This is a genomic window from Brevirhabdus pacifica, from assembly GCF_002797755.1.
Lineage (GTDB): Bacteria > Pseudomonadota > Alphaproteobacteria > Rhodobacterales > Rhodobacteraceae > Brevirhabdus > Brevirhabdus pacifica.
Genome location: NZ_PGFI01000011.1, coordinates 1,625,770 through 1,644,826 on the forward strand (window position 1 = coordinate 1,625,770; position 19,057 = coordinate 1,644,826).

Here is a 19,057-nt window from a genome sequence, read left to right on the forward strand (position 1 = left end):
GGCGGGGATATTTTCACGACAATGAGAGGGGCCGCCGGCTCAGCTGGCGAGGGCGCGGGCGAGGCGCGTGAGCCGGGCCTTTTTGAGGAGCGGCGCCAGTGCGCGGTCCTGGCCGTCGATCTCGCTGGCGCGGAGGCGCACGGATTCGGCGGCACCGGCGATCATGTCGGGTTGGTCCGACCAGAGTTGCCAGAGGAAGCTGTCTGGATCGCGCCGCTCCAGCCCCTCGCCGGCCAGGGTGCCGCGGGGAAAGTCACGGGCGTTGAGGGTCAGCAGCATGTCGGCCGAGCCCGCGATGGCGGCGGCCAGGACGTGCAGGTCATTCTCATCGGGCAGGTGGAGCCGTGCCTCGATCCCCGGCGCGGGGGGGATGGCGGCGCCGGGGAAGCGGTCGCGCAGCAGCGCGATCTCGATCCGCGCGGCGGCCTCGCCCCCGGGGCCGATCTTGCGGGCCGCCCGCGCCCACTCCTCAAGGATCCTTTCGGACCAGATCGGCTGAAAGAGCCCCGCCTCCGCCACGGCCAGGAGCATTTCGCGCATGACCGTGGGGAAGAGGACGCAGGCGTCGAGGAGAACCTTCACCCGTCGAGCCGGTAGAAGAGCGCCTTTAGATAACCGCTTTCGGCAAGCTGGGGGTGCATCGGGTGGTCAGGGCCGGCAAACCCGGTGTGGATGAGCTGCCCGAGCCGGCCACCGCGGCCGATGCCGCGGGTCGAGGCCTGGCGGAACCGCGCCAGGTCCGCCGCGTGGGAGCAGGAGCAGAGCACCAGATATCCGCCCGGCGCCACCAGCCCGGCCGCCAGCCGCGCCACGCGCTCATAGGCGCGCAAGCCGGCTTCGAGGGATTTCTTGCCGGGTGCGAAGGCGGGCGGGTCGCAGACCACGAGGTCGAATTTGCGCCCCTCCTCGGCCAGGGCGGTCATCTCGTCGAAGGCATCGCCCTTGCGGGTAGTGAAGCGATCGGCCAGGCCGCTTTCGCGCGCGCCCTGCTCGGCCAGTTCCAGCGCCGGGGCCGAGCCGTCGACCGCAAGCGCCTCGGTCGCGCCCTGGGCCAGGGCCGCGAGGGCAAAGCCGCCCACGTGGCTGAAGACATCCAGGACGCTGCCGCCACGGCCCAGCCGGGCGGCGAAGGCGTGGTTGGGGCGCTGGTCGTAGAACAGCCCCGTCTTCTGGCCGCCCAGCAGGTCGGCCATGTAGGTCGCGCCGTTCATCGGCACGGGCACCGGCCCCTCCACGGCGCCCGCCTCGACGCGGATGAACTCCTCCAGCCCCTCGAGGCTGCGGGTCCGGCCCGATCCGTTACGCACGATGTTGGCGATGCCCATCTCCTGGAGCACTGCGGTGATCTCGGGCATCAGCCGGTCGGCCCAGGCGGCGTTGGGCTGGACGACGGCGGTGTCGCCGAAACGGTCGATCACCATGCCGGGCAGGCCGTCGGCCTCGGCGTGGACGAGCCGGTAGAAGGGCGCGTCGTAAAGGTGCTCGCGCATGGCCATGGCGGTCGCGATGCGCCGGCGCAGCCATTCGGCGTCGATCCGGGCGGCCGGGTCCCGGTCGAGGATGCGGCAGGTTATGCGCGATGCGGGCGTGATGGCGACCAGCGCCATCTCCTGGCGCTCGCCATCGGCGAGCACGGCGATAGTTCCGGGTTCGAGCGCGCGCGTGCGGCGGTCGAGCACCAGCTCGTCGGAGAAAACCCAAGGGGCGCCATGGCGGATCGCGCGGGCGTCGGCCTTGGGCTTGAGTTTCACAACGGGATAAGGGGACAGCGTCATGCCGTCCACTTACCCCCATTCGGTGAATTGGAAAAGTGCCTAGTCGCGCGGTCAGTTCGCGGCGCGGCGGGCCCCGGGTGTCACGCGCATGGCCTGGGGGACCGACAGCGTGTCGGCGACCCAGTTCTGCAGGTGGGCCATGATGCGCACCTTCTGGCCCTGGCCGTTGCGCTCGGCCTTCAGGGCGCGGCGGCCGCCGTAGCCGCGCAGATCGACCTTGTGGCGTTGACGCGGGACCAGCACCTCGCCGGTGTTAGCGTCGCGCACTTCCATGTCGAAGAGCATGTTGTGCACGCCCCCGATGGAATTGCGGGTCTTGGGCGAAAGGCTGTGGAAGCGGACCACCTCGACATCGACGAAGACGGGGCGCCCGCCGCGCAGACCGCTCAGGCCGGCGGTCAGCCCATCGTCCATCAAACGCTGGACCTGCTGGTGGCGGTTGCCGACCGGGTCGCCGTGCCAGACGATGTCGGCCATGGGGTAATAGACGTCGGCCTCGGTGGTGGGGAGCGTCTCGGGGACGTTCACGCGCACGTCGCGCAGGGTCCACTCGGCCGAGGGCAGGTAGCTCGCGCCGGCGGTGCCGACATCGCTGGCCATGGGGACATCGCGCGAGGCAAGATCAGTCGAGGCGCAGGCGCCGAGGCTGAGGGCGGTCGCAATGGCGACAATGGTTTTGAGGGATTTCATCGTGGGACTCCTGCACTGGTAACGACGAGCCCCCGTCGGGACCCGCTACACAACTTTCGCGTGAAAGTGATGCAGCCGAATTGAGGCGAAAATTGGCAAAACTCGCATCAATTCCAAGGATCCCCACCCTTTGGCAGGGCGGGACTATCCGTTTAGAACAGTCCCGCCATGCATTTGACGCATATCTTAGGCCTTGCTGGCAAGGCCTTCGGGGCTGCGTTGACCCCGGTGGGCCAGCTTCACGAAGTATTCGCGGGCGGCCAGGTAGAAGGTGCGAACAGCCTCGGCACGAAGCTGGCGAGCCTGAAGCTCGTAGGCAGCGTAGTCGATCGGGGCGTTGCTGTACTGGATGTTTTGGTTGGTCATGGTCTTGTTCCTTGTCTTTCTGTCATGGAAAGATCTAGGCTTGGTAGCGCCGGATTACTAATGCCATTCGATCCGTCCCGCCATGCGCTCAGCGCATAGGCCACGCGCCAGGCCCATATTCAGGGCCACTGCGACAGATGGGCGGATTGTTAGCGCTAACATATTCTGCTACTTCATCTGCCGTAAAGGAAAGGCGCGCCCGAGTCGCCCGCCCAAGGAGGAATGCAGCCATGCCCATGAACGAGACCCTGCGCCGGGTTACCGACCGCATCGTCGAGCGCAGCGAGCACCGTCGCGGCCCCTACCTCGAGCGCATGGAAGCGGCCCGTAGCGCGGGCCCCCGCCGCGCCCACCTGACCTGTGGCAACCAGGCCCATGCCTACGCCGCGACCGGCCCCGACAAGGACCGGCTGAGCGAAAGCCGCGCGCCCAACCTCGGGATCGTGACGGCCTATAACGACATGCTGTCGGCCCACCAGCCCTTCGAGGAATATCCCGCGATCCTGCGCGAGGCCGCCCGCGCGGCGGGGGCCACGGCGCAGGTGGCAGGCGGCGTGCCGGCCATGTGCGATGGCGTCACCCAGGGCCAGCCGGGGATGGAGCTGTCGCTCTTCTCGCGCGACGTGATCGCGATGGCGGCCGGCATCTCGCTGTCGCACAACACGTTTGACGCGGCGGCCTTCCTGGGCGTCTGCGACAAGATCGTGCCGGGGCTGGTGATGGCCGCGGCGACCTTCGGGCATCTGCCCACGGTCTTCATCCCCGCCGGCCCAATGGTCAGCGGTCTGCCCAATGACGAGAAGGCCCGCGTGCGCCAGCAGTTCGCGGCAGGCGAGGTTGGCCGCAAGGAACTGATGGCGGCCGAGATGGCCTCCTACCACGGGCCGGGCACCTGCACATTTTACGGCACCGCCAATTCCAACCAGATGCTGATGGAATTCATGGGGCTGCACCTGCCCGGCGCGTCCTTCGTCAATCCCGGCACGCCCCTGCGCGAGGCGCTGACCCGCGCCGCCGTGGCCCGGGTCGTGTCCCTGTCGGACTTGGGCGGCGATTACACGCCCGTCGGTCATGTTCTGGACGAGCGGGCCTTCGTCAACGGCATGGTCGGCCTGATGGCGACCGGCGGTTCGACCAACCTGATCCTGCACCTGCCGGCGATGGCCCGGGCGGCGGGGATCGAGATTCTTCCCGCCGATTTCGCCGAGATCTCCGAGGTGGTGCCGCTTCTGGCGCGGGTCTATCCCAATGGCCTTGCGGACGTGAACCATTTCCACGCCGCGGGCGGGCTGGCCTATGTCATCGGCGAGTTGCTGGACGCGGGCCTGCTGCATCCCGACGTGCTGACCATCGCCGGCCCCGGTTTGGAGCGTTATACCCAGGAACCCGTCCTGCGCGACGGACAGCTTGAGTGGCGCGACGCAGGGCGCACCAGCCATAACGACAAGATCGTGCGCCCGGTGGCGGACCCCTTCCAGTCCACCGGCGGCGTGGCCCAGCTTGACGGCAACCTCGGCCACGGGGTCATCAAGGTCTCGGCCGTGAAGCCCGAGCTTCAGACCGTGGAGGCCCCTGCCCGCGTCTTCGAGACCCAGGAGGCCGTGCGCGATGCCTTCAAGGCCGGAGAACTGGACGGCGACGCGGTGATCGTGGTGCGCTTCCAGGGCCCCCGCGCCAATGGGATGCCCGAATTGCACGGTCTGACGCCAGTGCTGTCGGTCCTGCTGGACCGGGGCCACAAGGTGGCGTTGGTGACAGACGGGCGGATGTCCGGTGCCTCGGGCAAGGTGCCCGCCGCGATCCACGTCTGCCCCGAGGCCGCCGACGGCGGTCCGCTGGCACGGCTGCGCGACGGAGACATCATTCGCGTCGATGCACCTGCCGGCAGGCTTGAGGTGCTGTCCGACATCTCGGACCGGGCCGCAGCCCAGGTCGACCTGAGCGCCAGCGCCTTCGGATCGGGCCGTGAGCTGTTCGAGGTGTTCCGCCGCAACGTGGGCGCGGCAAGCGCCGGCGCCGGCTGCGCCGTCTGAGGCCCCTGCCCGATCGTCCACTCGTCCGCCTGAAACCGCCAAGACCGCCCCTGAAGACCGCCCTTGCCCGAGGATTTCGCCATGACCCTTTCGACCGCCGACGCCAACCGCTTCCTGCGCGATCTTTGCGCCCGCGCGCCCATCATCCCGGTGCTGGTGATCGAGGATGCCGCAAGCGCCGCCGATCTGGCCCGCGCCCTCGTCGCCGGGGGGCTGCCCGCGCTCGAGGTCACGCTGCGCACCCCTGCCGCGCTGGACGCGATCCGCGAGATGGCCGGGGTCGAAGGGGGTGTCGTCGGGGCCGGGACGCTTCTGTCGCCCGCCGACATCGCCCGCGCGGTCGATGCCGGGGCGCGGTTCGGCGTGGCGCCAGGCGCCACCGACCGGCTTCTGGATGCGGCCGCCGAGGCGGGTCTGCCGATCCTGCCGGGCGCGGTCACCGCCACCGAGGCCATGCGCCTGATCGAGCGCGGGGTCGAGATTGCCAAGTTCTTCCCCGCCGAAACCTCTGGCGGCGCGGCGGCGCTGAAGGCCCTGGGCGGGCCGCTGCCTCAGCTGTCCTTCTGCCCCACGGGCGGGATCACGCCCCAGAACGCCGCAAGCTATCTGTCGTTGCCGAACGTGGTCTGCGCCGGTGGCTCCTGGGTGGCCCCGGGTGATCTTGTGCGCGCGGGCGACTGGGTCGGGATCGAGGCCCTGGCGCGCGAGGCCGCGGCCCTGCCCCGCGCCTGATCCAACGCGACCGCGACCGGCCGGGCGGGACCGGCGCAGGCTTTCACTCGGGGACGCGCGCCTTGCGCCCGCCCCGGCGCCCCGGAGCTTCGTGGGACGCGGCCCCTTCCATCAGCACAGCGGTCATCGGATGACCCTGCGAGTCGGCGCTGTGCCGCTCCAGAAGCTGGCGGATGTCGGCGGCGGTGTCGCGCTCGTCTGCGCTGCTCAGCGCCCAGTCCAGGAAGATCGAGCGGCACTCGGCCCGGGTGATCCCCTCCATGCGATAGGCCTCGCGGATCAGGCCCTTGGGGTCCAGCGTATCCTTGATCAATTCTCCGTCTCCCTGTCTTCGGCGTTTGCGGCAGGTGCGCGATCCGGGCCGGGCCGGATGCCGAAGGCGCCTTCGATCAGCGCCGCCGCCTCGGCCTTGCAGCTTTCCACCAGGGCGACAAGCCTGTCCATGCTTTCCTCGCCGGTCTCGCGCAGAAGGAAATCCTGCGCGCCCCGGCCCAAGCCCTCCGGCCCGACCTCATTGCGCCCCAACAGGCGCATGCCCTGGTTGACGCGGGTCTGCAGGGCGTGGGCGTGGTCCAGCCCGTTGGCCGTGGCCTCTGTAATGATACCCGCAGCGACGGCCTGGTCCAACTGACCCTGCAAGGTCGTCTCGGCCCCGCCGGCCAGCAGCGTCGCGGCCTGGGCCGCAAGCTCGATATCCTGAAGACCGCCGGGGCCGGATTTCACGTCCCAGGGACCGCGCGCGGGCTTTGCCTCGGCCAGCCGCCGGCGCATGTCGGCCCAGTCGGCAAGGATCTTTTCCCGGTCGCGGGGCCCGGCCAGAAGCGTGCGGCGGAAGACCTCGGTCTCGGCCGCGAGGTCGGGGGCACCGGCCACGACGACGGCCCGGGTCAGGGCCAGGTGTTCCCAGGTCCAGGCCTCCTCGGACTGGTAGGTGGTGAAGGAGGCCAGCGAGGTTGCGACCGGCCCTTGCCGCCCCGAGGGTCGCAGGCGCATGTCGACCTCGTATAGCTGCCCGCCTGCCATCCGCGCCGAAAGCGCCGTCACCAGCGCCTGGGTCAACCGCGCGTAATAGGTGCGCGCGGCCAGCGGGCGCCTGCCGTCCGAGGCCTCGACGCCATCCGCATCATAGATGACGATCAGATCCAGATCCGAAGCCGCGTTCAGACTGCCCGCCCCCAGGGAGCCCATGCCAAGCACCACCGCGCCCCGCCCCGGCGCGGGCCCGTGGCGGCGGGCGAACTCTGCCCCGATGGCGGGCCAGAGGCCGGTCAGCACCGCGCGCGCAAGATCCGCGTATTGCCGTCCCGCGGTCTCGGCATCGACCAAGCCGCGCAGATGGTGCACCCCGATGCGGAAATGCCATTCCTGGGACCAGCGCCGGGTCTCGACAAGCTGATCCTCGTAATCGCCGATCCCGGCCAGGCGCGCCGACAGCTCCGAGCCAAGGGCCTCGGCGCCCGGCCATTCCTCGAAGAACGACCCGCCCAGCACCGCGTCCAGCACCCCGGGATTGCGCGACAGATGGCTGGCCAACCCCGGCGCCGTGGCGCAGATGTCGATCAGCAGGTCGACGAGGTGACGGTTGGCGTCGAACAGCGCGAAAAGCTGAACTCCCGCCGGCAAGCCCTTGAGAAACTGGTCGAACTGGATCAGCGCCTCCTGCGGCCGGGCGGAGCGGTTGAGGCGGTCGATGATGCCGGGGCGCAGGCGGCCGAAGGTCTCCACCGCCCGTTCCGAGCGCAGGGCGGGATAGCCGGGCCAGCGGTCGATGATCTCGGCCATCTCGGGCGCCACCTCGTCGGGCATCGGCACGGCGGGTGCGTCGGGGGCGAAGAACGGCTCCATCAGGCGGGCGACATCGCCAAGCCGCTCCTCCAGCCGGGCGCGGAAGGCCGCGGTGTCCCCCTCGCCCATGAACCGGGCCAACCGATCAAACCCCTCGGGGCTGCGGGGCAGTTGGTGGGTCTGGGCATCGTTGAGCATCTGGAGCCGATGCTCGACCTCCCGGTGCTGGGCATAGCGCTCCGCAAGCAGCTCACGCTCCCCCTGCTCGATCCAGCCTTTCTCGGCAAGACGCGCCAACCCCTCGACCGTGCCGCGCACCCGCAGGTCGGCATCCCGCCCGCCCGAGATAAGCTGATGGGTCTGGGTGAAGAATTCGATCTCGCGGATCCCGCCGACCCCCAGCTTCATGTCGTGCCCCTCAAGCGCGATGCGCCCCGACAGACCCTTGTGGGCGCGGATGCGCAGGCGCATGTCATGGGCGTCCTGGATCGCCACGAAATCCAGGTGCCGGCGCCAGACAAAGGGGCGCAGGATATCCAGAAAACGCTGACCGGCGGCCAGGTCGCCCGCGGCGGCGCGGGCCTTGATGTAGGCCGCGCGTTCCCATGTCCGCCCCTCGCTTTCATAGTAGCGTTCGGCCGCGTCCATCGACAGGCAGACCGGAGTCACCGACGGGTCGGGCCGCAGCCGCAGGTCGGTGCGGAAGACATAGCCTGCGTCGGTCAGGTCCGACAGCATCCCGGCCATGCGCCGCACGACCCGGATCAGCACCGCCCGCGCTTCCCCGGCCTCGGCCCCGTAGCGGCTTTCGTCGAAAAGGCAGATCAGGTCGATGTCCGAGGAATAGTTCAGCTCGCCCGCGCCCATCTTGCCCATGGCCAGCACCAGGAGACCCGCGCTGGTGGTCAGGTCATCCTCGGTCATGCCCGGAAGCTTGCCGCGCCGGATCTCGGCGGCCAGGAAATGATCGATCGCGACCTGCACGGCGCGGTCGGCAAACTCGGTCAGCGTGCCGGTCACCTGTTCCAGATCCCAGATCCCGCCCAGATCGGCCAGCGCCACCAGCACCGCCATCCGCCCCTTGAGGCGGCGCAGACCCTCGGCGGTGCCCGCCCCCTCCAGCCCGGCAAATCCGTCCATCAGGGCCCGGCGGGCGGCCTGGGGCGGCATCTGAAGCACCTCGGACAGCCATTCAGCCTCGCGCGTCAGAAGCCCGGCCAAATAGGGGCTGCACCCCGCGGCCCCGCCGATCAGACCCGTGAGCTCGGGCGCAAGATGGGTGAAGTGGCCCGCCACGTCGGCACCCCGGTCGGGGTCATGGGGAATCGGGTTTCTGGTGATGCGGCTTGCGAAATCCATGGAAGAGGATGTGCCCCTCGGCGCGGAATGGTCAATGACATGAATGCGATGGAAGACGGGGAAGCGTGCGTGGCGGATTTTCTTGGCCCCACCTCTTGCACGGCGGCGGCGGCTTCCCATCTATGTAAATGTGAATAACATTCACTTCTCGGAACCGCCCAAAGCAACCTCGGAGTATTTCCTGATGAGCACCGTCTCGACCTGGCCCGCCATGGCTGAAAACTGGCTCGACGCCCGTGGCAAGCCCGCGTGGCTTGGCGCTGCCGCCCTGGGCCTTGTCCTTTTCTGGCCCATCGGCCTGGCGATCCTTGCCTACCGTTTCGTGGGTCGCAAGTTCATCGCAGGCTCGCCCATCGCCAAGGCGGCCCCCGCGGCGGCCTATGCCTTCCGCTCCTCGGGCAACCAGGCCTTCGACAGCTACAAGGCCGAAACCCTGCGCCGCCTCGAGGACGAACAGCGCGCCTTCGAAAGCTTCCTGCAGCGCCTGCGCGAAGCCCGTGACAAGGCCGAGTTCGACCAGTTCATGAAGGACCGTGGCAACACCCCCGCGACCCCCGAGGCCGCACCCGCGACCGGCGCGACCGGCAACCGCGACGACGATGCCGGCACGGCCGACCCCCGCGCGGCCTTCGCCTGACGATCCCGGGCGGCCCCCTTTCGGGCGGGGCCGCCCCTTCCTATATTGGACCCATGTCGAAGGCGGCTGACCGCAGCCCCCCGGCCCCGCAGATCCGCCAGAGGAATGTCATGCATACCCAGCCCATCCATCACCGCCTGCCCGATCCCGTCGAACAGGAGGAATTCTATCGCGACGTGCCCACCAAGCGGGCGATCGCCTGGATCGTCGACGTGCTGATCACGGCGCTGCTGACCGCGCTGGTGGTGCCCTTCACTCTTTTCACCGCGCTCTTCTACCTGCCCTTCCTCTATATGCTGGTGGGCTGGATCTATCGCTCGGCCTCAATGGCGTCGGGTTCGGCCACGCTGGGCATGCGGCTGACGGGTCTGGTGGTGCTGGACCGTGACGGCGACCGCCTGGATGCCGCGACGGCCGTTCTGCACACGACCGGCTACGTCGCCTCCATGAGCTTCGTGATCCCGCAGCTTGTGTCGGTGGCCTTGATGCTGACCTCGGCCCGCCGCCAGGGCCTCAGCGACATGGTGCTGGGCACCGTCGCCCTGAACCGCGCCGCCGAGTTCCACGAACCGGCCCGCCGCGAGGGGCGCGACGGGGCCGCCGGGCGGGCCTGAACCATCCCTTCGGGTCCCCCGTGGACCCCGGAGAAAGGGGTGCCCCGTCCTTTGGGTCGGCGGCACCCTTTCTTTTGCACAGGCCCCCTCGCCCACCCCTTCCAATCGCGGGCGAATGCCCCAAATGATTGTCTATTGGCTGCGCGCCTCGCTCTTGCTAACCTCGCCAAGACCCTGAGACAGATATCCCCATGCGCCACACGCTGCCCATCGCGCCACAATTCTATGTGACCGCTCCACAACCCTGTCCGTATCTCGACGGCCGGATGGAGCGTAAGCTGTTCACCGCATTGCAGGGCGATTACGCGGGAAAGCTCAACGACTCGCTGTCGAAACAGGGCTTCCGCCGCTCGCAGAACGTGCTTTACCGGCCTTCGTGCTCGGATTGCTCGGCCTGTCTGTCAGCACGGATCCGGGTCGCCGATTTCAAACCCTCGCGCAGCCAGCGGCGCACGCTGAACCGTAACCGATCCCTGCGGCGCGAGGCGACGTCGCCCTGGGCGACCGAGGATCAATACGCGCTTTTCCGGTCCTACCTAGAGGCGCGTCACGCCTCGGGCGGCATGGCGGACATGGACATCTTCGAGTTTGCCGCGATGATCGAGGAGACGCCCGTCCGCTCGCGCGTGGTCGAATACACCCAGCCGGCCGATCCTGCCACGGGCAGCGATCAGCGGCTGGCCGCGGTCTGCCTGACGGACGTGATGGATGACGGGCTGTCGCTGGTCTATTCCTTCTACGATCCGAACATGACCGAACGCTCGCTGGGCACCTATGTCATCCTCGATCATATCGAGATCGCGCGCGAAGCCGGGCTGCCCTATGTCTACATGGGCTACTGGGTGCCGGGCTCGTCCAAGATGGGCTACAAGGCGCGGTTCGACCCCGTTGAGATCTACCATGAGGGCGAGTGGAAAGAGCTTTCCGATCCCGCCACCTTCGAGGCCGACCCGCACCCGCTGTCGACCGATCCTATTGCCGAACAGGTGGCGCGCATCAACCTGCCGGATTCGCGCCCGACCGACTGAGGCCGCCCGCTATCGTCGTGCCTGTGGCCGCCACGAAAAACGCCCCCACGGTCTCCCGCGGGGGCGTTTTCATGTCTGCATCACGGGGCGCACGCGCCCTGAGGATCAAAGGTAATCGGACCGGCTGAGGCCGTATTTCGCCATCTTCTCGTTCAGGGTCCGGCGTGGCAGGCAAAGCTCGTCCATCACGCTGGAGATGGAGCCCTTGTGCCGCCGCATGGTGTTGTCGATCAGCATTCGCTCGAACGCCTCGACATATTCCTTGAGCGGCTTGCCCTCGGTGGTCATCGTGGGTTCGATCTCGGAATTATCGGCCATCAGAAGCGACGCGATGGAGCCCGAGCCGCGCCGGTTCTGCAGCACCGCCCGTTCGGCCACGTTGATCAGCTGACGCACGTTGCCCGGCCACGGGGCCTGAAGCAGCTGGGCGGCTTCCTGAGCGCTCGCCTCAGGCTCCTCGGTGCCGTATTCCTCGGCGAACTGCTGACCGAAGCGGTTGAACAGCGTCAGGATATCCTCGCCCCGCTGGCGCAGCGGCGGCATGGTGATCTTCATCGCCGCCAGGCGGTAATAAAGATCGGGGCGCAGCGCATCTTCGCAGGTCTTCTCGGCCTCCTGCATGTTGCAGATCGCCACCACGCGGGTTTCGGCAGGCGTGCCCTGGTCGTTGATAAAGGTCAGTAGCCGCGCCTGAAGCGTCTGGGGTAGCGCGTCGATGTCCTCCAGCAGCAGGGTGCCGCCACGGGCCTCCTCGGCCAGGGGAAGGCTGCCGTCGATCGTGGGGCCGAACAGCTTGGCCGAAAGCTCGTCCTCGCCGTAGGCGGCGCAGCTGACGAAACAGAACTTCTTGCCGGCGCGCGGACCCACGGCATGCAGCGCATGGGCCACCAGCGTCTTGCCGGTGCCAGTTTCGCCGTCGATCAGAACGTGGCTGTCGGCCTGGCCGAGGTCCAGGATGTCCTCGCGCAGCTGTTCCATCACCGGCGAAGACCCGATCAGCTTGCGCATCAGAACCGTGCCGTCGCTCAGCTCCCGTCGCAGGGCGCGGTTGTCGAGGGTCAGGCGCCGGGTCTGGGTGGCACGCTTCGCCAGCTCGGTCATCCGGTCGGGGTTGAAGGGCTTTTCAAGAAAGTCATAGGCGCCGACGCGCATGGCCTCGACGGCCATGGGCACATCGCCGTGGCCGGTGATCATGATCACCGGCAGGGCCGAATCGACGCTCATGAGCTTCTTGAGGAAGGACATACCGTCCATCCCGGGCATCTTGATGTCGCTGACGACAATACCCGGATAGTCGGAGCCAAGTGATTTCAGCGCGTCTTCTGCGCTGGAAAAGGTTTCGGTGTCGTACCCGCTCAGGGCCAGCCACTGGCTGATGGACTGGCGCATATCCTGCTCGTCATCGACGATCGCTATCTTCATACCTTCGGGCATGGTGCTCCTACTCTGCGGCCGCTGTCTTGCTGCCCAACAAGGGCAGCTGCACTTCGAAAACTGCGCCACCCCCCTCTGCGTTCCGTGCCGTGAGGCGTCCACCGAGATCCGAGACGATCCCCGAAGAGATGGCAAGCCCCAGGCCAACGCCGTCGCCGGGCTTTTTCGTGGTGTAGAAAGGCTCGAACAACTCGTCCAGATCGTCGATCCCCGTGCCGTTGTCACGCACCGCGAGGGTCGCGAATTTCCCAACGGTTACAAGGATATCCAGCTTGCGCTCCTTCTCGGCCTGCATGGCGTCGATGGCATTGCGGAAGAGGTTGATGATGACCTGCTCCAGCCGGATCCGGTCGGCCAGCACCATCACCTCCTCGGAGGGTAGCGCGGTGCTGACGTTCACGTCAAATTGCTTCAGCTGCGGCTCCATCATCGCCAGCGCCGAGGAAACCGAGGCACGCAGGTCCATCGGCTCGAACGCCTCGCCGCCCTTGCGCGCATAGCTCTTGAGCTGCTTCGTGATCGATCCCATCCGCTCGATCAGGTCGTCGATGCGCTGGAAGGACGACAGGGCCTCCTCGGGGCGCTTGCGCTGCAACAGCAGCTTGGCACCGGCCAGGTAGGTCTTCATCGCCGCCAGGGGCTGGTTCAGCTCGTGGCTGACGGCGGCCGACATCTCGCCAAGGGCGGCCAGCTTGGAGGACTGGGCGATGGTCTGTTCCGCGACCTCCAGGGTCTTCTCGACACGCTCGCGCTCGGCGATCTCCTGTTGCAGGCGCCGGTTCAGGCGGCGCAGGTCCTCGGATTCCTGCTGGAAGAACAGCGACTGCGAGGCCGCGCGGCGGCTGAAAAGGTAAAACGCCAACGCAAGTATCAGCGCGAAGCCCATGATTTCCAACGCAAGAACGCCGTTCACCCGCTCGCGCACCGGGGCGTGCGAGGTGAAGGAGACCAGCCGCCAACCCTGGAACGGGATCCGCCCGTCCTGGCGCATGTAGGCCTGTCCGCGGAAATAGGCGTCGGGCGGGATGGGGCCCCAGTCTGCGGTGGCCTGGATCGCCCGCTGAATGGCGTTGGGCGGGCTGCGCTGCTTGAGCGCCTCCTCGATGTTCAGACCCAGCCACAGGTTTTCCGTGGTCAGGATGACCTGACCCGTGCTGTCGGTGACCAGAACCGCATCCGAGGTGCCGCGCCAGCGGCTTTCCAGCTTCTTCAGGTCGACCTCGACCACGATCACGCCAATGCCGCGCTTGTCCGACTCGACCCGGCGGGAATAGACGAACTTGAACGAGCCGGTGTCATCGCGCGAGGCGGTGAAGACCGTGTCGTCGGCGCGCAGCGCCTCGACGAAATAGGGGTTGGTCCGGTGACTGGACCCCAGCGCGTTGCGGTTGGTGGTGGCCACCGCCCGCCCGTCCCCGTCCAGCAGGATCAACGAGGCCGAACCGATTTCCTGCTGGTAGGAGATCAGCCGCTGCGAGGTCGCCGAATAGTCGCCCGAGTTCAGCGCCCCGATCAGCGCCGGGTCCCGCGACAGCAACAGCGGCACGACAGAATTTCGCTGCAACTCGCTGACAATGTTACCGGAATAAAGCGCAAGGCGAAGCTCGGCCTTGGAGCGGGTGGCGATCGTATAACGCTCGGTCAGCCATTGGTTGGTGAACCAGATGGTGATCGAGGCGATGACAGCCAGCAACAGCACAGCCGCCCGGAGATACCAAGCGATGCGGCCGGTATCGACCGGGGGATGCGTGTGGGTGGCTTGCATGCTCATGCCACAAGCCTAGGGCCGCGGCCGGTGCGGCTCAAGCCGCAGGCCGCCCGGGCAAGGGGGCTGCGAAAGCTCAGGCTGGCACCAGGGCATCGATCAGCCCGCGGAACATCGCCGCGCCATCCTCGCCGCCATGGGCCGCTTCGACCCGGCGTTCGGGGTGGGGCATCATGCCCAGCACGCGGCGGTTCTCGGACAGCACGCCCGCGATGTCGGCGACCGACCCGTTGGGGTTGGAGGCGTAGGTGAAGGCGATCCGGTCCTCGTCGCGCAGGCGGGACAGCCCGTCCTGGTCGATGACGTAATTGCCGTCGTGATGGGCCACGGGCACGGTGATCTGCGCCCCCCGCTCATAGCCCGAGGTGAAGGCCGAGTCGTCGGTCGCGACCGTCAGCTCGACGTTCTTGCAGATGAACTTGAGGTTGCTGTTGCGCATCAGCGCCCCGGGCAGAAGGCCGGTTTCGGTCAGGACCTGAAAGCCGTTGCACACGCCCAGGATGTGACCGCCCTTGCCGGCGAAATCGACAACCGCGCGGCAGATCGGCGACTGGGCCGCGATCGCGCCGCAGCGCAGGTAGTCACCGAAGGAAAAGCCGCCCGGCACGCCCAGCACGTCCAGCCCGCTGGGCAGGCTGCTGTCCTTGTGCCAGATCATCTGCACGTCGGCGCCGGCCTTTTCGAAGGCCACGGCCATATCCCGGTCGCAGTTGGACCCGGGGAAAACGATAACGCCTGCCTTCATCTGGTGGCTTCTCCTCTTGCGGGGCTGCCCGGCGCAGCGCGCGCCCGGGCCGGTGTCGATCTAAGCAGGCCGGAAGCGGGGATCAAGCGCCCCCTACCCGGCGATGTCGGCCCAAGGCTGGCACCGTGAGCCGCGCCGCGGATGCAAAACCCATCGGGCGCAGCCGCCCTGACGCCGCTCGGCCGGTCAGGCGGCCGAGATCTCGATGTCGTATTTCTCGATCACGGTGTTGGCCAGCAGCTTCTCGCACATCTCGGTAACAGAAGCCCGCGCGGCCTCTTCGCTGGAGGCATCGACCTCGAGGTCGATCACCTTGCCCTGCCGGACGCCGCCGACCTGGTCGAAACCCAGCGCACCCAGGGCGTGGCGAACCGCCTCGCCCTGCGGGTCGAGAACGCCGGCCTTCAACATCACATGAACACGCGCCTTCATCATCGGTGCATTTTCCTTCGATAGTCCCGAAAAACCCGTCCCGCGGGCCTTCCGTCATTTTACAAGCGTCAGCCGCGGGGGCTCTCAATTGATGAGGGTGGGCTTCACTGCGTGGGTCACGTTGCTGGGCAGGACGCCCAGGCGGCGGGCCACCTCGGTATAGGCATCCGCCAGGTTGCCGAGGTCGCGGCGGAACACGTCCTTGTCCAGCTTCTGGCCGGTTTCCATGTCCCACAGGCGGCAGCTGTCTGGGCTGATCTCGTCGGCGACGATCAGGCGCTGGAAGTCGTTGTCCCAGACGCGGCCGATCTCGATCTTGAAATCGACCAGCCGGATGCCGACGCCGAACATCACGCCCGACAGGAAATCGTTCACCCGCAGCGCCAGCGCGACCATGTCGTCCAGATCCTGCTGCGCGGCCCATCCGAAGGCGATGATATGCTCTTCCGCGACCAGCGGATCGCCAAGCGCATCATCCTTGTAGCAAAACTCGATGATCGGACGCGGCAGGGCGGTGCCCTCTTCGATGCCCAGACGCTTGGACAGCGAGCCGGCGGCATAGTTGCGCACGATCACTTCCAGCGGAATGATCTCGACCTGACGGATCAGCTGCTCGCGCATGTTGATGCGGCGGATGAAATGGTTCGGGATGCCGACGGCGGTCAGGCCATTCATGAAGAATTCGCTCAGGCGGTTGTTCAGAACACCCTTGCCCTCGATCACGTCCTTCTTCTCGGCATTGAAGGCGGTGGCATCATCCTTGAAATACTGCACGAAGGTGCCCGGTTCGGGGCCTTCATACAGAATCTTAGCCTTGCCTTCGTAAATCTTCTTGCGGCGTGCCATGGGCGCTCCGATACAGCGGCGGCCGGGGCAGAACCCGGTCAATTGGCGCCCGTATAGGCCAAGGCCCCTGCAGGGGCAAGATAATGCGCGCAAACGCGACATGACGGCCCCCACGTCACGGCTCGCGCGCCCCGCGATCAGCCCCTGGCGTCACCGCCCGCGCGCCGCACCAGAACCCTCGCGCCGGCGTGCGGGGCGGCCCGCCGGACACAGCGAACCCTTGCGCGAAGGCCGGGCGCCACACATATTGAATCGAAGAGAACAATGATTTTCAGCGGGGTACGCCATGACAACCTTCGACAGCCGCGAAAAGGCCTTCGAGAACCAGTTCGCCCATGACGCGGAGATGCAGTTCCGCGCCGAGGCGCGCCGCAACAAGTTGCTGGGCCTCTGGGCGGCCGAGCTGCTTGGAAAATCCGGCGAAGAGGCGCAGGACTATGCCCGCGAGGTCGTCCGCGCCGATTTCGAGGAGGCCGGCGACGAGGATGTCTATCGCAAGGTTGCGGGGGATCTTGGCAGCGCCGCCGACGAGGCGACGATCCGCGCCAAGATGGCCGAGCTTTCGGCCGTCGCCAAAGGCCAGATCCTGAACGAACTCTGATCCCGTTTTCGGACACCGCCCCTGGGGGCGGGTCCGCTTGCCCTCCCCGGCACGCGTCGCGAGGCGCGCGCCGGACGCGCCGCCTCGTTTCCGCCGCACGCGTCCGCCCCGGCCCTGTCCCGGGCGTGTTCGCCCCGAAACCGGCCTCCAAACCGCCGATCCGGGCGCTGATTGTCATAGTTTCGCCCCCTTCCTCTGGCACCAAAGTCGCTGCCGGGGGCGCAATCGGCGGGTCGATACAATGAGTTTATCCCAAGGTGGATTCGGTGCTCTGGACCGGCGGGCGGACGATATTGAGTCGCCGGGCTTCGACCAGCTTTCTGGACAGTCGTGCACAGGGTCTGCCCCCCATCGCGACCTGTCTGACGAGATCATCCCACACGCCCCGCCCACGCCGCGCCTTTGGGAAATCCCCTGCGTCATGTCCGGCACCCGCATCGCCACCCTGCGCGGTATGCGCCCGGTCGAGACCCTGCGCGAGGGCGACCGCATCATCACCCATTCCCGTGGGTCCCAGCGGCTTCAGCTGATCCGCAAGCTGCCGGCCCCCGATCTGCCCGCCAACGCCACCCCGACCGACGAGGCCCACGCCCCCGTCATCATCGAGGCCGGCGCCTTCGGCAAGCTGCGCCCGATGGAGGCGCTTGTCGTCTCGCCCCAGCAGCCGCTTTTCGTCCGCATGAGCCGCGGCAGCGGCAACCGCAACCGCTACAACGACACGGTTCCGGCGCGCTACCTGGTCAACGACCGCACGGTGACACCCGACCCCGAGAGCCAGGGCCGCAGCTTCTACGCCATCGGCTTCGAGCGCCCCGAGGTGATCCAGGCCGAGAACCTGCCGCTGGCCTGCCTGTCGGCAGCCCAGATCACCCGCCTGACCGAATCCGGGAGAAGCGACGAGGAGTGATCCCGCCGCGTGGCCCAAGGGCCGCCACAGGGGCAGTCGCGCGGCGCGGTCCTGGGGACGTCGCGCTGACGGGTGGGAGAGGATGCCTCCGGCGGGGATATTTTCACGACAATGAAGGGGCGCCCCCGCGGGGACGCAGCGGCGGATTTGAAGCCGGCTCAACATCTTTATGATAATTATCAATTTGCGTCCCGGGCCCGCGCGTGGCAATTCAGCCCATCCTCGTCAGAAAAGGTCTGTCCATGACGCATCCCCTCGCCCGCCTGCTTGAAACCCGCGACTGGCTGCTGGCCGATGGTGCGACAGGCACCAACCTGTTCAACATGGGTCTGTCGTCGGGCGACGCGCCCGAGTTCTGGAACGAGGATCATCCCGACCGGATCAAGAAGCTTTATAACGGCGCCATCAACGCGGGCAGCGATCTGTTCCTGACCAACAGCTTCGGCTCCAACGCCTCGCGGCTGAAACTGCACGACGCGCAGCACCGCGCGTTCGAGCTGTCGAAACTGGCCGCCGAGATCGGGCGCGAATGCGCCGACGCCTCGGGGCGCACGGTGATCGTTGCGGGCTCGATGGGTCCGACCGGCGACATCATGGAGCCGATGGGCACCCTGACCCACGCCTCCGCCGTCGAGATGTTCCACGAGCAGGCCGAGGGTCTGAAGGCCGGTGGCGCCGACGTGCTGTGGGTCGAGACCATCTCGGCCCCCGAGGAATACCGCGCCGCCGCCGAAGCCTGCGCGCTGGCCGACATGCCCTGGTGCGGCACCATGAGCTTTGATACCGCCGGGCGCACGATGATGGGCCTGACATCGGCCGCGATGGTCGATCTGGTCGAGGGGCTGAAGCATCCGCCCGTGGCCTTCGGCGCCAACTGCGGTGTGGGCGCCGCCGACCTGCTGCGCACGGCGCTTGGCTATGTCGACGCAGGCGCCACCCGTCCGATCATCGCCAAGGGCAATGCCGGCATTCCGAAATACGTCGACGGTCACATCCATTACGACGGCACGCCCGAGCTGATGGCCGAATATGCCATCCTGGCGCGGGACGCGGGTGCCACCATCATCGGCGGCTGCTGCGGCACCATGCCCGAGCACCTGTCGGCCATGCGCGAGGCGCTGGAAACCCGCCCCCGGGGCGAGCGGCCCACCCTCGACCAGATCACCGCGGCGCTTGGAGGGTTTTCCTCGGACAGCGACGGCACCAGCGGCGAGCCGGTCGAGACGCGCCGCAGCTCCAGCCGCCGCCGCAAGAAGAGCTGAGCCCGGCGCCAGGCCGACCGAACCCGCCTGCGACAGGCTGACACGG

General features: G+C 67.6%; 19 protein-coding genes. 8 read left to right on the top strand and 11 right to left on the bottom strand.

Annotation, left to right across the window (positions count from 1 at the left end; genetic code table 11):
* Window positions 1-39: 39 nt before the first annotated feature.
* The 4 genes from CLV77_RS07870 to CLV77_RS07885 form a co-directional block, all read right to left on the bottom strand.
* Window positions 40-582: an RSP_2648 family PIN domain-containing protein gene (locus tag CLV77_RS07870; RefSeq protein WP_076978501.1), complete on the bottom strand. Its 543-nt coding sequence runs from the start codon at window positions 580-582 to the stop codon at window positions 40-42.
* The gene (locus CLV77_RS07875; protein WP_076978500.1) at window positions 579-1,775 is read right to left on the bottom strand and encodes an RSP_2647 family RNA methyltransferase; all 1,197 of its coding nucleotides are present in this window, start codon (window positions 1,773-1,775) and stop codon (window positions 579-581) included. Before CLV77_RS07875 ends, CLV77_RS07870 begins: the two co-directional genes overlap by 4 nt.
* A gap of 51 nt (window positions 1,776-1,826) precedes the next feature.
* Window positions 1,827-2,465, bottom strand: a complete 639-nt coding sequence (locus tag CLV77_RS07880; protein WP_076978499.1) for a DUF6778 family protein — start codon at window positions 2,463-2,465, stop codon at window positions 1,827-1,829.
* Window positions 2,466-2,651: 186 nt separating this feature from the next.
* Window positions 2,652-2,831, bottom strand: a complete 180-nt coding sequence (locus tag CLV77_RS07885; RefSeq protein ID WP_076978498.1) for an RSP_7527 family protein — start codon at window positions 2,829-2,831, stop codon at window positions 2,652-2,654.
* Between the two features lie 230 nt (window positions 2,832-3,061).
* Between CLV77_RS07885 and edd the strand changes: the two genes are divergently transcribed.
* Window positions 3,062-4,864 carry a phosphogluconate dehydratase gene (edd, locus tag CLV77_RS07890; RefSeq protein WP_076978497.1) on the top strand — a complete coding sequence of 601 codons (1,803 nt, stop codon included), beginning with the start codon at window positions 3,062-3,064 and terminating at the stop codon, window positions 4,862-4,864.
* 81 nt (window positions 4,865-4,945) lie between these two features.
* Window positions 4,946-5,596: a bifunctional 4-hydroxy-2-oxoglutarate aldolase/2-dehydro-3-deoxy-phosphogluconate aldolase gene (gene eda / locus CLV77_RS07895; RefSeq protein ID WP_076980902.1), complete on the top strand. Its 651-nt coding sequence runs from the start codon at window positions 4,946-4,948 to the stop codon at window positions 5,594-5,596.
* 43 nt (window positions 5,597-5,639) lie between these two features.
* On the opposite strand, the gene CLV77_RS07900 is transcribed toward eda, so the two are convergent.
* Together CLV77_RS07900 and CLV77_RS07905 are read right to left on the bottom strand one after the other, a co-directional pair.
* On the bottom strand, window positions 5,640-5,906 hold the full coding sequence (locus tag CLV77_RS07900; RefSeq protein WP_236861031.1) for a hypothetical protein: 267 nt from the start codon (window positions 5,904-5,906) through the stop codon (window positions 5,640-5,642).
* Window positions 5,906-8,740 (bottom strand): [protein-PII] uridylyltransferase family protein, encoded by a 2,835-nt coding sequence (locus CLV77_RS07905; protein ID WP_076978495.1) that lies wholly within the window; start codon window positions 8,738-8,740, stop codon window positions 5,906-5,908. The genes CLV77_RS07900 and CLV77_RS07905 overlap by 1 nt, the downstream gene beginning before the upstream one ends.
* Window positions 8,741-8,924: 184 nt before the next feature.
* On the opposite strand from CLV77_RS07905, the gene CLV77_RS07910 reads away from it, so the two are divergent.
* The 3 genes from CLV77_RS07910 to CLV77_RS07920 all read left to right on the top strand — a co-directional run bounded on the left by CLV77_RS07910 (window position 8,925) and on the right by CLV77_RS07920 (window position 11,019).
* Window positions 8,925-9,377: a DUF2852 domain-containing protein gene (locus CLV77_RS07910; protein ID WP_076978494.1), complete on the top strand. Its 453-nt coding sequence runs from the start codon at window positions 8,925-8,927 to the stop codon at window positions 9,375-9,377.
* Window positions 9,378-9,487: 110 nt separating this feature from the next.
* Window positions 9,488-9,991 carry an RDD family protein gene (locus tag CLV77_RS07915; RefSeq protein WP_076978493.1) on the top strand — a complete coding sequence of 168 codons (504 nt, stop codon included), beginning with the start codon at window positions 9,488-9,490 and terminating at the stop codon, window positions 9,989-9,991.
* 191 nt (window positions 9,992-10,182) lie between these two features.
* Window positions 10,183-11,019, top strand: a complete 837-nt coding sequence (locus CLV77_RS07920) for an arginyltransferase (RefSeq protein ID WP_076978492.1) — start codon at window positions 10,183-10,185, stop codon at window positions 11,017-11,019.
* Between the two features lie 105 nt (window positions 11,020-11,124).
* On the opposite strand, the gene CLV77_RS07925 is transcribed toward CLV77_RS07920, so the two are convergent.
* The 5 genes from CLV77_RS07925 to purC all read right to left on the bottom strand — a co-directional run bounded on the left by CLV77_RS07925 (window position 11,125) and on the right by purC (window position 16,241).
* Entirely contained in the window at window positions 11,125-12,453 is a 1,329-nt protein-coding gene (locus CLV77_RS07925) for a sigma-54-dependent transcriptional regulator (RefSeq protein ID WP_076978491.1), read from the bottom strand.
* Between the two features lie 7 nt (window positions 12,454-12,460).
* Window positions 12,461-14,224: a sensor histidine kinase gene (locus CLV77_RS07930; protein ID WP_076978490.1), complete on the bottom strand. Its 1,764-nt coding sequence runs from the start codon at window positions 14,222-14,224 to the stop codon at window positions 12,461-12,463.
* A gap of 70 nt (window positions 14,225-14,294) precedes the next feature.
* The gene (gene purQ, locus CLV77_RS07935; protein ID WP_076978489.1) at window positions 14,295-14,963 is read right to left on the bottom strand and encodes a phosphoribosylformylglycinamidine synthase subunit PurQ; all 669 of its coding nucleotides are present in this window, start codon (window positions 14,961-14,963) and stop codon (window positions 14,295-14,297) included.
* Window positions 14,964-15,149: 186 nt separating this feature from the next.
* Entirely contained in the window at window positions 15,150-15,395 is a 246-nt protein-coding gene (gene purS / locus CLV77_RS07940) for a phosphoribosylformylglycinamidine synthase subunit PurS (RefSeq protein WP_076980901.1), read from the bottom strand.
* Window positions 15,396-15,479: 84 nt separating this feature from the next.
* Window positions 15,480-16,241 (bottom strand): phosphoribosylaminoimidazolesuccinocarboxamide synthase, encoded by a 762-nt coding sequence (gene purC / locus CLV77_RS07945; RefSeq protein WP_076978488.1) that lies wholly within the window; start codon window positions 16,239-16,241, stop codon window positions 15,480-15,482.
* A gap of 286 nt (window positions 16,242-16,527) precedes the next feature.
* Here purC and CLV77_RS07950 point away from each other — a divergent pair, with 286 nt between their 5' ends.
* From CLV77_RS07950 to bmt, 3 genes are all read left to right on the top strand, one after another.
* Entirely contained in the window at window positions 16,528-16,842 is a 315-nt protein-coding gene (locus tag CLV77_RS07950) for a DUF1476 domain-containing protein (protein ID WP_076978487.1), read from the top strand.
* A gap of 421 nt (window positions 16,843-17,263) precedes the next feature.
* Window positions 17,264-17,749: a Hint domain-containing protein gene (locus CLV77_RS07955; RefSeq protein ID WP_076978486.1), complete on the top strand. Its 486-nt coding sequence runs from the start codon at window positions 17,264-17,266 to the stop codon at window positions 17,747-17,749.
* Between the two features lie 242 nt (window positions 17,750-17,991).
* Window positions 17,992-19,011 (top strand): betaine--homocysteine S-methyltransferase, encoded by a 1,020-nt coding sequence (gene bmt, locus CLV77_RS07960; protein WP_076978485.1) that lies wholly within the window; start codon window positions 17,992-17,994, stop codon window positions 19,009-19,011.
* Window positions 19,012-19,057: the final 46 nt, after the last annotated feature.